This is a genomic window from Micromonospora sp. WMMA2032, assembly GCF_002688545.1.
GTDB classification, from domain to species: domain Bacteria; phylum Actinomycetota; class Actinomycetes; order Mycobacteriales; family Micromonosporaceae; genus Micromonospora; species Micromonospora sediminicola.
In genome coordinates, this window is sequence record NZ_CP024052.1 from 2,247,047 (window position 1) to 2,259,848 (window position 12,802).

The 12,802-nt window shown below is 72.9% G+C and carries 9 protein-coding genes and 1 pseudogene; 3 read left to right on the top strand and 7 right to left on the bottom strand.

What is annotated here, in order from left to right; genetic code table 11:
• Positions 1-3: 3 nt before the first annotated feature.
• The 5 genes from CO540_RS09630 to CO540_RS09650 all read right to left on the bottom strand — a co-directional run bounded on the left by CO540_RS09630 (position 4) and on the right by CO540_RS09650 (position 4,779).
• The gene (locus CO540_RS09630) at positions 4-648 is read right to left on the bottom strand and encodes a response regulator transcription factor (RefSeq protein WP_098745571.1); all 645 of its coding nucleotides are present in this window, start codon (positions 646-648) and stop codon (positions 4-6) included.
• A complete protein-coding gene (locus CO540_RS09635) occupies positions 639-1,805 on the bottom strand; it encodes a sensor histidine kinase (protein ID WP_099161773.1) in 1,167 nt (388 codons plus the stop codon). Before CO540_RS09635 ends, CO540_RS09630 begins: the two co-directional genes overlap by 10 nt.
• A gap of 34 nt (positions 1,806-1,839) precedes the next feature.
• Entirely contained in the window at positions 1,840-2,610 is a 771-nt protein-coding gene (locus CO540_RS09640; protein ID WP_099161774.1) for a DedA family protein, read from the bottom strand.
• A gap of 100 nt (positions 2,611-2,710) precedes the next feature.
• Positions 2,711-4,150, bottom strand: a complete 1,440-nt coding sequence (locus CO540_RS09645; RefSeq protein ID WP_099161775.1) for a cryptochrome/photolyase family protein — start codon at positions 4,148-4,150, stop codon at positions 2,711-2,713.
• Positions 4,151-4,203: 53 nt separating this feature from the next.
• The gene (locus tag CO540_RS09650; RefSeq protein ID WP_099161776.1) at positions 4,204-4,779 is read right to left on the bottom strand and encodes a winged helix-turn-helix domain-containing protein; all 576 of its coding nucleotides are present in this window, start codon (positions 4,777-4,779) and stop codon (positions 4,204-4,206) included.
• A gap of 257 nt (positions 4,780-5,036) precedes the next feature.
• On the opposite strand from CO540_RS09650, the gene CO540_RS09655 reads away from it, so the two are divergent.
• A complete protein-coding gene (locus CO540_RS09655; protein WP_099161777.1) occupies positions 5,037-9,443 on the top strand; it encodes a S8 family serine peptidase in 4,407 nt (1,468 codons plus the stop codon).
• A 266-nt stretch (positions 9,444-9,709) separates the two neighbouring features.
• Here the strand turns inward: CO540_RS09655 and CO540_RS09660 are convergent, their stop codons facing one another.
• Complete coding sequence (locus tag CO540_RS09660; RefSeq protein ID WP_099161778.1) at positions 9,710-10,198, bottom strand: winged helix-turn-helix domain-containing protein; 489 nt, start codon at positions 10,196-10,198, stop codon at positions 9,710-9,712.
• 298 nt (positions 10,199-10,496) lie between these two features.
• Between CO540_RS09660 and CO540_RS31300 the strand changes: the two are divergent.
• Positions 10,497-10,730, top strand: a pseudogene (locus tag CO540_RS31300) (hypothetical protein); the annotation flags it as partial.
• Positions 10,731-10,760: 30 nt separating this feature from the next.
• On the opposite strand, the gene CO540_RS09670 reads toward CO540_RS31300, so the two are convergent.
• On the bottom strand, positions 10,761-11,792 hold the full coding sequence (locus CO540_RS09670) for a sigma-70 family RNA polymerase sigma factor (protein ID WP_091578811.1): 1,032 nt from the start codon (positions 11,790-11,792) through the stop codon (positions 10,761-10,763).
• Positions 11,793-11,898: 106 nt separating this feature from the next.
• Here CO540_RS09670 and CO540_RS09675 point away from each other — a divergent pair, with 106 nt between their 5' ends.
• Entirely contained in the window at positions 11,899-12,729 is an 831-nt protein-coding gene (locus CO540_RS09675; RefSeq protein WP_099161779.1) for an alpha/beta fold hydrolase, read from the top strand.
• Positions 12,730-12,802: the final 73 nt, after the last annotated feature.

A 12,802-nucleotide genomic window follows, 5' to 3' on the forward strand; every position in this document is an offset into this window, starting at 1 on the left:
GGGTCAGGAACCCAGATACCGCAGGATCGCCAGCACCCGTCGGCTGTAGCCGGTGGCGTCGGAGAGGTCGAGCTTGTCGAAGATGGCGTTGACGTGCTTCTCCACCGCGCTCTGCGAGACGTGCAGCCGCTGGGCGACGGCGGCGTTGGTGTGGCCCTGCGCCATGTGGTGCAACACGTCGCGTTCTCGTGGGGTGAGACGGCTGAGCGGATCGGTGCGGCTCGTGCCCGACATGAGCTGCCGCACCACCTCCGGATCGAGCGCGGTGGCGCCGGCGGCGACCCGGTCGAGCGCGTCGAGGAAGTCCTCGACCTGGGCGACGCGGTCCTTCAGCACGTATCCGACGCCCTCGGAGCGGTCGGCGAGCAGCTGCGCGGCGTAGCGCTTCTCGACGTACTGGGACAGGACCAGCACCGCGACGGTGGGGAACTCGCGGCGGATCTCCAGCGCGGCCCGCAGCCCGTCGTCGCTGTTGGTGGGCGGCATCCGCACATCGGTGACCACCACCTCGGGACGGTGCCGCGCGACGGCGGCGACCAGGTGGTCGGCGTCGCCCACCGCGGCCACCACCTCGTGCCCCTCGTCGACCAACAACCGGGTGAGCCCGTCGCGGAGCAGCGTCGAGTCCTCGGCCAGGACTATTCGCACGGGAGCGTCACCCGGATCGTGGTCGGACCGCCCGGCGGGCTGGACACGTCGAGGTTGCCGTCGAGAGCCGCGGCCCGCCGGGCGAGGCCACGCAGCCCGCTGCCGGCGGGATCGGCCCCGCCCCGGCCGTCGTCACGGACCCACATGTCCACTCCTCCGTCCCCGGCCCTGATCTCGATGTCGATCACGGTAGCGCCGGCGTGCTTCGCCGCGTTGGTTATCGCCTCGCAGGCGATGAAGTAGAGCACGGCCTCGACCGGACGCGGCGGACGGTCGGGCAGTGCGTGGCTGATCCGCACCGGGATCGGGGTGCGCCGGGCCACCATGGTCAGCACCTCGTCCAGCGGGCTGTGGTCGAGCGCGGACGGGTAGACCTGCCAGGCCACCTCCCGCAGCTCGTCGAGGGCCCACTGCACGTCGGCGTGCGCCTGGTCCAGCAGGGCCCGCGCCCGGTCCGGGTCGCGGCTGCGCCGCGCGCGACCCAGGAGCATGCCGAGCGCGACGAGACGCTGCTGCACGCCGTCGTGCAGGTCCCGCTCGATCCGGCGGCGCTCCGCGTCGACCGCCGCCATGACGCCGGCCCGGCTCTCGGTCAGCTCGTCGATCCGGCGCCGCAGCGCGTCTTCGCCGTCGGGCTCCAGCATGCGGCGCGCGAGATGCCGGTCCAGCGCGCCGACGCTGGCGACCGCCTGGAGGTTCACCAGGAGCAGGCCCGACCCGATCACGAGTTGCAGCAGCAGATCGGGCACGGCGACGCCGCCGGTCACGACCGCACGGAGGAGAACGGCCGCGAGCACCACGCCCACGGCCAGCACCCCGACGGTGAGCGCACCGAGCAGGCCCGGCACGACCCGTAGCGCGAGGTAGCCGACGGCCCGCCGGCCGGTGGCGCGCAGAGGGGCGGACGCCGGGCGGTTCGCGGCCCAGGCCAGCCGCCGCCGCTCCCACCGGGCGGCCACCGGGGCGTACCGGAGGACGGCGGCGAGGACGCGGCGGCGCAGCACCGGAGCCGGCACGGTGAGCGTCAGCAGCAGGCCGGCCGCGACCAGGGACGCCACCTCGACGACGGCGGAGACGACACCGGCGGCGACGCCGACCACGGGCCGCGCCCACCGGCCGACCCGCACGCCTCCGGTCGGCACCCCCGTCACCACCATCCGTCCCTCCCCGCCGGCCTGCCGGTGCCGCCGCTCAGCGATCCTCCCCCAGGTGACCCCGGCTGCGGTACACGGTGCCGGATCGCACCGGCCGGTGCGGACCGCCACGCGGAGTCGGATCGCCGGCGACCTCCGCGGCGACCGGACGTCGCCGCTGCCGGAGCAGCCCGGCCACCACGAGCGCGCCGAGCACCAGCGCGCAGACGACGATGACGACGTTCTGGAACGCCCCCGCCCATTCCTCGACCACGTGCCAGTTGGCGCCGAGCTGGTAGCCGGCGAGCACGAACACGGTGTTCCAGACGAGGCTGCCGAGCATGGTGTAGAGCAGGAACCTCCCGATCGGCATCCGTTCCACGCCGGCCGGAACGGAGATCAGGCTCCGGAAGATCGGGATCATGCGCCCGAAGAAGACGGTCGCCGTGCCGTGCCGGGCGAACCACGCCTCGGTCCGGTCGAGGTCGCTGAGCTTGACCAGCGGGAGTCGCTGGACGATGGCACGTACCCGGTCCCGGCCGAGCACCACGCCGACCTGGTAGAGGACCACCGCGCCGACGACGGAGCCGAGCGTGGTCCAGGCGATCGCGGCGACCAGGCTCATCCGACCCTGGCTGGCGGCGAAACCGGCCAGCGGCAGGATCACCTCGCTCGGGATCGGCGGGAACAGGTTCTCCAGCGCCACCGCCAGCCCGGCGCCGGGAGCGCCGAGGCGCTCGACCAGGTCGGCCGCGAATCCGGCCAGGCCGCCGGTGTCACCGGGCGTCGGCGCGGCGGCGGGGGTCGTGAGGTGCCATAAATCGATCATGTCCCGACGCTATGGCCGTGGCGGGGCGCGGACCATGAGGGTGAACGCATGCCTGAGCGGGTCGACCGGAGCGCGACCCTGGGGTTTTCCGCACCCCCGGTCAGGGTGCCTCGTCGCCGCGTTTCTCCTCCTGCGCCAGCACCGCGTCGCGGCGCTGCGGGTCGGTGCGCTCGGCCAGTGCGGCGGCGAGGCGCGGGTCGGCGGAGAGCCGCTCCCGGTTGCGGTGCAGGAACGGGTCGAACCCGGCGGTGTACGGGCAGGCGTCGTCGCCGAGCGCCGCTGTCGGCTCGTACCGGCAGCCGCCGCAGTAGTCGCTGATCCGGTCGACGTGCGTGCCGTCGAACGCCCAGGGGTGGGTGTCGATGCGGGCCAGGTCGGCGTACTGGCTCATGCCGATGACGGTGGCGTTCATGACCCAGTCGGCGCCGTCGACGAAGCTGCGCTGGAACCAGTCGGCCAGGTCGGCGGGGCGCCAGCCGCGTTGCAGGCCGTAGTTGCCGAGCACGGTCAGCCGTGCGGTCTGACTCGCCCAGCCGGTGTCGCGGACGCCGCCCAGCACGTCGGCCAGGCAGCGCGCCTCCACCGCGTCGGCGTCGAGGCGGTCGAACCAGTCCGGCAGCGGCCGGGTGGCGGCGAGCCAGCCGACGCCGCGGAAGCGCGGCGCGAAGTACCAGTAGAGCTGCCACAGGAACTCGCGCCACCCGAACAGGCCACGGACGAACCGGTGCACCGCCGCGGGCGGCGCCGTGCCGTCCCGGCCGGCGCGCTCGGCGGCCCGGATCGCCGGCTCCGGGTCGAGCAGCCCGAGGTTGAACGAGGACGACAGCACGCTGGACGCGAGGCGGCCGTCGCCGTCGACGAGCAGGCCGTCGGTGTCGGCGTACCAGGACAGCCGGTGGTCGAGGAAGTGCGTGAGCCGGGCCCGCGCCTCGGCGTGCGTGGCCGGGTGGCGGCGCGGCGCGTCCCGGCCGACGAACCGGATCCCCTCCGCCGCCCACCGGTCCAGGTCGCGGCGGACCTGCGCGTCGATGTCGTCCTCGACGATCGCCGGCGGTGCCGGCACGTCGGTCGGTGGCCGCCGGCGGGGCCGGCGCGCCGGGGCCGGCAGGTCGCGCAGCAGGTCGTGGCGGTCCAGCGCGTACCGGTAGAAGTCGGCCATCCGCAGCTGGCCGCGCCGCCGGTCGGCCCAGGCCGCGAAGTCGGCGCGGTCGGTGACGAATCCGCGCGGCGGCAGCACGGTCAACCCGTCGACGGTACGGGCGAACGCCAGCGCCGCCCGCGACGCCGGGTGCACCACCTCGACCGGCTCGCCCAGCCCGGCGAGCGCCTCGCGGAACGTGTCCGCGCGTACCAGCCGGGCCCGGTCGCCGAGTTCGGCGGCGCGGTGTCGCAGCGCGGACAGGATCAGGTGCGCCTTCTGCCGGTGCAGTCGCCGGTGGGCGAACAGCGACCGGGTCTCCACCAGCAGGACGCGTTGCGCGTCGTCGTCGAGGAAGTGGGGACCCACCTGGTCCGCCAGGAGCCAGCGCCAGCGTGACATGTCCGGGAGATGCCCCTTTCGGACTCGACGAATCGTGCGGACGGAATCGTGGGTCAGTCGCCCCGGACCGGCGGGCGGCGGTGGTCGGTCAACCGCAGGCCGACGCCGCGTACCGCGACGACGGTGACCCCGGTGCCCAACCCGTCGAGCTTGCGGCGCAGCCGCTTGACCAGGGACTGCACGTCGGCCCGGCGCTGCGTCGCCGCGTCGTGCCAGACCGCGCGGTGCAGCTCGGCGTAGCTCCACACCCGCACCGGCTCGGCGGTCAGGCAGGTCAGCAGGTCCCGCTCCAGCCGGGTGAGCGCGACCTCCCGGTCACCCCACCGGGCGGTGGACCGGGCGGCGTCGATCACCAACGCGCGGTCGGGCGAGGGCTCCCGGATGTCGGGCGGGGGCCCCGCCACATCCGAGAGCGCCAACGGGGGACCCCGCCGGACACCCTCACCGGGATTGATCAACTCGCGCAGCTCGTCCAGGTCGGCGACGATGAGCAACGGCGCGACGCCGTCCAGCAGCTCGGTGAGCCGCAACCGTTCCGCCGGTGACGGCGTGACGCCGATGACCAGCGAGAAGGGACGCTCCGCCGGGTCGGTGCCGGCGGTCGTCGCGCTCGTGTCGTCAGTCGTCACCGCACCCCACCGTGACAGTCACTGTCAACCGGTCCGCGATCAGGGGGCCTGTTGGTGACAAGTTGCTCACGTACGGTCATTGATCGTCCTTCGGTGTCGATCATAGTGTCCATTCAGGTGGCCGGCGTAGACCCGCACGGCGCCTAGGGGGCCTGGGGGGTTCGTCTCAAACCGGAGTGACCAGTCGGGAGCGCAGCTCCTGGCCCTTCTGTCATGGCTCGAACATCCGCGGGTCATCGGAGGAGGAGGCAGCACCGATGCTGAGACGTCCACACCGAAGGGGCCTGGCCCGGCGGCTGGTGAGCGCGGGGGCCGCCCTGGTGCTCGCCGCGACCGCACTGGCCGCCACCGGCACCGGAGCACAGGCGCAGGCCGGTACGGGCGCCGGCGCCACGGCCGGCGACAAGATCCGCCCCGAACTCACCCGGCAGCTCCAGGGCAAGAGCGAGGGCGACTTCTGGATCCACTTCTCCGCCCGGGCCGACCTGGGCAAGGCCACCGCGCTCAAGGACTGGAACCAGCGCGGCGCCGCCGTCGCGGCGGCGCTGCGCAAGACCGCCGCCGACAGCCAGGGGAAGATCCGCGCCGAGCTGGACCGCTCCGGCACGAAGTACCAGACGTTCTGGGCGACCAACGCCATCAAGGTCACCGGCGGCTCGCTGACCATGGCGCAGAACTTCGCCGCCCACGCCGAGGTGGACGGCATCTACGCCCCGGTCGAGTACAAGCTGCCCGAGACCACCCCGGGCACCGACGAGAAGGCGCCGAACGCCCTGGAGTGGGGCATCGCCAACATCAACGCCGACGACGTCTGGTCCCAGTACGGCGTCAAGGGCGCCGGCATCACCGTGGCCAGCATCGACAGCGGGGTCCAGTTCGACCACCCGGCGCTGGTCAACTCCTACCGGGGCAACAACGGTGACGGCACCTTCGACCACGACTACAACTGGTTCGACGCGGCCGGCGAGTGCGCCACCGCGCCGTGCGACTCCGACGGCCACGGCACGCACACCATGGGCACCATGGCCGGCGCGGACGGCGCGAACCAGATCGGCGTCGCCCCCGAGGTCAAGTGGATCGCCGCGAACGGCTGCTGCCCGACCGACGCCGCGCTGATCTCCTCCGGGCAGTGGATGCTGGAGCCCACCGACCTCAGCGGCCAGAACCCGGACGCCAGCAAGCGGCCGAACATCATCAACAACTCGTGGGGCACCACGGCGCCGTCCAACGAACCGTTCATGGAGGACGTCACCGACGCGTGGACCGCCTCCGGCATCTTCGGCGTCTGGTCCAACGGCAACAACGGCCCGTCCTGCCAGACCAGCGGCTCGCCGGGCAGCCTGGCCAGCAACTACTCGGCCGGGGCGTACGACATCAACAACAACATCGCCAGCTTCTCGTCCCGGGGCACCGGGCAGAACGGCGAGATCAAGCCGAACATCTCGGCCCCCGGCGTGAACGTCCGCTCCAGCGTGCCGACCAACTCGTACGCCAGCATCAGCGGCACCTCGATGGCGGCGCCGCACCTGGCCGGCGCGATCGCGCTGCTCTGGTCGGCGGCGCCCACCCTGGTCGGTGACGTCGCGGCGACGCGCGCCCTGCTCAACGACACGGCAACCGACAAGGCCGACACCCAGTGCGGCGGCACCGCGGACGACAACAACGTCTACGGCGAGGGTCGGCTGGACGCGCTCGCGCTCATCGCCGCCGCCCCGATCGGGGACAACGGCACGCTGGCCGGCACGGTCACCGACGCGGCCACCGGCGCCGCGATCGCCGGCGCGACGGTCACCCTGACCGGCGCGGCGGACCGCACGCTGACCACGGGCGCCGACGGCACCTACTCCTCGCTGCTGCCGGCCGGCGACTACCAGGTGGTCGTCTCCGCGTTCGGCTACGCGAGCCGCACCCTCTCCGCGACCGTCACCAAGAACACGACCACCACGCTCGACGTGGCGCTGAGCGCGGTGCCGAGCGTCACGATCGGCGGGCAGGTCACCGACGGGTCCGGCCACGGCTGGCCGCTCTACGCGAAGGTGAGCGTCGAGGGCACGCCGATCTCCGACTACACCACGCCCGCCACCGGCCGCTACAGCCTGACGCTGCCGTCCGGGTCGACCTACCGGCTCACCGTCGAGTCGCAGTACGCCGGCTACCTGACCGTCACCAAGGAGGTCACGGTCGGCACCGGCAACCTCACCGCCAACATCGAGGTGCCGGCGGACCCGGAGGCGTGCACCACGGCGCCCGGCTACACCGTCAGCTCCGACGGCGAGTACGAGACGTTCGACGGCACCGGCGTGCCGGACGGCTGGTCCGTGGTGGACAACGCCGGCACCGGCCAGGTCTGGGAGTTCAGCGACAGCGGTGAGCGCGGCAACCTGACCGGCGGCAGCGGCACCTTCGCCATCATCGACAGCGACAACTACGGCAGCGGCGGGCAGCAGGACACCTCACTGGTCAGCCCGGTCGTCGACCTGACCGGGGTGAGCGCACCGGTGATCCGGTTCAACCAGGACTACAACTGGCTGAACAGCGACCGCGCGGACGTGGACCTGAGCCTCGACGGCGGCGCCACCTGGAGCAACGTGCTCCGGCAGGCGGCCGACGTGCGCGGCCCGAAGGTGACCGAGATAGCGATTCCGCAGGCGGCGAACCAGTCGCAGGTGCAGGTGCGCTTCCACTACTACAACGCCAGCTGGGAGTGGTGGTGGGAGGTCGACAACGTCCTGATCGGCAGCAAGCTCGTCTGCAAGCCGGTCGCCGGCGGCCTGGTGCTCGGCCACGTGCGCGACAAGAACGACAACGGCTACGTCAACGGGGCCACCGTGACCAGCAAGGACCGCCCGGCGGAGAAGGCCACCACGGTCGCCACCCCGGACGACACCGAGCTGCCGGACGGCTTCTACTGGATGTTCTCGTCGCTGACCGGCAAGCACCCGTTCACCGCCAGCGCCGGCAACTACGTCAGCCAGACCAAGCAGGTCACGGTCGAGGCGGACTGGGCCACCGCGGCGAACTTCCAGCTCGCCGCCGGCCGGCTGTCGGTGCAGCCGACCTCGCTGACCGGAACGGCCCGGATGCCGAGTGGGAAGGTCAGCAAGACGTTCACCGTGACCAACACCGGCGGGGCGCCGGTCGACGTCGAGTTCGGTGAGCGCGACGGCGGGTTCGTCCTGCAACGGGCCGACGGTTCCCAGCTGTCCGAGCAGGCGCTGCTCGGCTCGACCGGCGCGCCGGCGCAGCGGCTGACCGCCGCGACGTCGTTCGCCGCCCGCTCGTCCGGCAAGTCGTCCACGGGCGTGACCCCGGCGGCCGGCCCGCAGGCGGACCCGTGGACCGCCATCCCGGGTTACCCGGCGAACGTGATGGACAACCGGGTCGTCACCGTCGACGGCAAGGTCTACTCGATCGCCGGCGGCGACGGCACCACCTCCAGCGCGAAGAACTACCGGTACGACCCGGTCGCCCAGACCTGGTCCGCCATCGCCGACCTGCCGGGCGCGCGTAACGCGATGACGGTGGGCGTGATCGACGGCAAGATCATCGCCACCGGCGGCTGGGGCGCCTCGGGCCCGGACGGCACCACCTGGTCGTACGACCCGGCGGCGAACACCTGGACCGCGCGGGCGAGCAACCCGGCGCCCCGGGCGGCGGCGGGTCAGGCGGTCGCGGGCGGCAAGCTGTACGCGATCGGCGGCTGCACCACGGCCAGCTGCCTGCCGATGTCCAACTCGGTGGTCCGCTACGACCCGGGCGCGAACACCTGGGAGACGTTGCCCGCCTACCCGAAGTCGGTGGCGTTCCTGTCCTGCGGCGGGATCGACGGCACCGTCTACTGCACCGGCGGCAACGACGGGACGGTGTCGCAGAAGGCCGGGTACGCGTTCGACCCAGGCGCCAACGCCTGGACCCCCATCCCGGACGCGCCGGCCGACAGCTGGGCCGCCGCGTACGCGGTGGCGAACGGCAAGCTCCTGGTCGTCGGCGGGTCGCAGGGCGGGGCCATCACCAACGCCGGCTTCGCGTTCGACCCGGCAACCGACTCGTGGGCCAACCTGCCCAACGCCAACGCGCCCCGCTACCGGGGTGGCGCGGCCTGCGGGTTCTACAAGGTCGGCGGCTCGTCGGGCGGCTTCACGGCCACCAAGGACAGCGAGGTCCTGCCCGGCTTCTCGGAGTGCGCCGAGGGTGCGGCCGACGTCAGCTGGCTGACCGTCGACAAGTCGAAGGTCACCCTGGCGCCCGGTGAGAAGGTCACCGTCACGGTCGGCATGACCGCGAACGTCGACCAGCCGGGCACCTACTCGGCGTCCGTGGTGATCAAGGAGAACACGCCGTACACGGTGCCGCCGGTGGCGGTCACCATGATCGCGCAGCCGCCGACCACCTGGGGCAAGCTGTCCGGGACGGTCTCCGGCAGGAGCTGCCAGGGCGCCACGGCGCCGCTGCCGGGCGCGACCGTCCAGGTCGACTCCTGGGCGAACTCCTACACCTTCACGACCGACGCCGACGGCCGGTACGCCTACTGGATGGACCGGCGCAACAACCCGCTCACGCTGATCGTCGCCAAGGACGGCTGGAAGCCCCAGACGCGCCAGACGAAGATCAGCTCCGCCACGCCCACCGTGGAGGACTTCACCCTCTCCCCCACCCGCTGCTGACCCGAGCGGCAACCCGATCGGCCCGCCCGGTGCCCCGCACCGGGCGGGCCGATCCACATCCACCCACCCCCGTTCACCCCTCGCCGCACCTCGCCCTTCACCCGCGCCCCGACCGGCGACCCGGCGATCATGGAGTTGTGGCACCTAAAAAAGGCGCGCAAATCCGGGCGAATCAGGTGCCACAAGTCCAAGATCGACGGAACGAGCCGGCGCGACACGGCACGCGGGCGCCCGGCGGGCGGTGCACGGGGGCGCCGCGCCAGGGGTCAGGACGGGGTGAGGCGGAAGCCGACACCCCGGACGGCGTGGATCGTCGCGGGGGCGCCCAGGCGGCCGAGCTTGTGCCGGATGCGGCGGACCACGGAGTGCATGTCGGAGCCCCGGCCGAGGTGGTCGTTGCCCCACACCGCCCGGTGCAGCCGGGCGTACGTCCAGACCTGGCCGGGGGTCCCGGCGAGACAGACGAACAGGTCGTGCTCCAGCGGCGTCAGCCCGACCTCCCGCTCCCGCCAGCGCAACACCCGCCGGTCGGAGTCGACGGCCAGTTCCAGCCCCGGCGTCGCTGCGGCGGGCTCGGCGTCCCCGGCCGGGGCGAGCGACGCCGGCGGCCGGCGGACCAGATCGAGGAATCGGCGCGCCTGGTTGGCGCTGGAGACGATCAGGAACGATTCGGTGCCGCCGAGCAGTTGGGCGAGCTGCCGGCGCTCGGCCGACGAGGACGCGATGCCGATGACCAAGGACGGTATCCCTGTCATCCGTTCCCACCTTTCCGGCAGGCCGTGGCGCAGCGCCGAGCAATTACCCGCGCCCATTCCGGCGCCGGCGATCGGGCCGTTCACCGGGCGCGGCGGCTGCGGGGGCGCCGGGCGCGGCGAACGACGTGAGGCGTGCTGGAGCTGCGGTTTCGTGAGGCTTCGGGGTGAGCTACCGGGGATCATATAGCCGTGCACCGATGATTGGTATAGCAGTTAACGTCGATGTAACTGCGGTCGGCAAGATGACCGGGAGAAATTGCGTCACCCGCCTGCCGGGGAGCCGACGGGGCGGGTACCGATGAGAACCGGGCCGCCCCCCGGTCCAATCCGCGTGACCACGCTCCTGCTCGTCCTGGCCGGCGGCACGCTGACCCGCGCGGACGTGGCCGTCCGTTGTGCCGAGCTGGCCGAGGCGCTGCGGGGCCGGGGCGGCGGCGTGGTGGTCTGCGACGTCTCCGGCGTGACCCGGCCGGACCTGGTCACGGTCGAGGCGTTGGCGCGGCTGGGCCTGACCGCCCGCCGGTTCGGGTGGCGGCTGGAGGTCCGGGGCGCGAACGTCGACCTATGCGACCTGGCCGGCCTGCTCGGGCTGGCCGGCGCCCTCCTCGAGCCGGGCCGGCAGGCCGAAGAGCGGGAACAGGCGGTCGGTGTCGAGGAAGTGGTTGAGCGACGTGATCCGGCCGCCGGAGAGCCCCAACACGATCAGCGACCAGGGCACGTGCCCTGAGTCGGGGTCGCGCCGGTACTGCCCGAACGCCGGCATGCCGTTGGCCGCCACCGGCACCAGGCGGGAGCCGCGGCAACCGCTGCCCGTACCGGTCATCCAGGCCGTGATGTCGTCGGGACCGCGCAGCCACAGCGGCACCGGCGGCATCGACAGGGTCGCGTCCTCGTGCAGCAGCGCGGTGAGCGCCGTCAGGTCGTACGCCTCGAACGCACGCACGTAGCGGGCCAGCAGCGCCTGCTGCTCCTCGTCGAGGGGGCGGCGCGCCTCGGCGCCGGTGTCGGCGGACGCGATGGTGGCCCGGGCCCGCTGCAGGGCGCTGTTGACGCTCGCCACCGAGGTGTCGAGCAGCTCCGCGACCTCCTGGGCCGACCAGGCCAGCACCTCGCGCAGGATGAGCACGGCGCGCTGCTTCGGCGGCAGGTGCTGCAACGCCGCGACGAACGCCAGGCGGACCGACTCCCGCCCGGCGACCACCTCGGCCGGGTCGCCGGCGGAGGGCAGGACCCGGTCGTCCGGCACCGGGCCGAGCCAGATCTGCTCCGGTCGTGGCTCGCCGGGGTGGGTCGCCGTGCCGCTGCCGGCAGGGCCGAGGTCCATCGGCCGGACCCGGCGCTGCGCGCTGGCGGTCATGTTCAGGCAGACGTTCGTCGCGATCCGGTACAGCCAGGTCCGCAGCGCGGACCGCCCCTCGAACCGGTCGAAGTTGCGCCAGGCCCGGACAAAGGTGTCCTGCACCGCGTCCTCGGCCTCGAAGGCCGAGCCCAGCATCCGGTAGCAGTAGCCGGTCAGCTCCGGCCGGTACGCCTCGAGTTGCGTCTCGACAGGGACGCTCGCCACGTCGCTCACCCCGCCGAAACTAGCCCACATGCTGCGCGAACGCGAACACCCGAAGATCCGGGGCGTGGGCACCGATGAGTCCGCCCGTCCCGGCCGGTCCACAGTTCGTCAGCACGGAACACACGAGGAGCGCGAGATGAGCACGACGCAGCACAGCGCCGAGACCACCGCCCCGGGGCGGTACGCCGACGTCAACGGCGTCCACCTCTACTACGAGACGCACGGGTCGGGCCGCCCGATGATCCTCCTGCACGGCGGCCTGATGTCGGGCGAGCTGTTCGCGCCGATCCTGCCCACGTTGACCGCCACGCACCAGGTGATCCTGGTCGACCTGCAGGGCCACGGCCGCACCGCCGACGTCGACCGGCCGCTCGACATGGCGCTGATGGCCGACGACATCGCCGCGCTCATCGACCACCTCGGGCTGGACCGGCCCGACCTGGTCGGCTTCTCCCTCGGCGGCGGCGTCGCCATGCACGTGGCCTTCCGGCACCCGGAGAAGGTGGGCCGGCTGGTCTCCGCGTCGGCGCACATCCGGCGTGACGCCGTCCACCCGGAGCTGCTGGTGCAGCAGGGTCAGGTCACCGGCGCGGCGGCCGAGTTCATGAAGGACACCCCGATGTACGAGCTGTACCAGCGGGTCGCGCCGCGCCCGGAGGACTTCCCCCGGCTGCTCGACAAGATCGGCGAGGCGATGGCGCAGGACTTCGACCTCACCGAGCAGGTACGCGGCCTCCGGGTGCCGACGCTGATCGTCGCCGCCGACGCCGACATGGCCCCGCCGAGCCACTACGTCGAGGTGTTCAAGCTGCTCGACGGCGGCCTGCGGGACGGCGGCTGGACCGGCGAGGGCCGCCCGGCGGGCGGGCACGCGCTGGCGATCCTGCCCGGCCTGACCCACTACGACATCGACCAGTCTCCGCTGTTCGCCGCCGTCACCCTGGCCTTCCTCGACCAGCCCCGCTGACCGTGAGCACCCCGGGTTGCCACGGGTCGGCCGCGCCGCCGTCGTGCCCTTCCGACCGCTCCGTCGATCATGG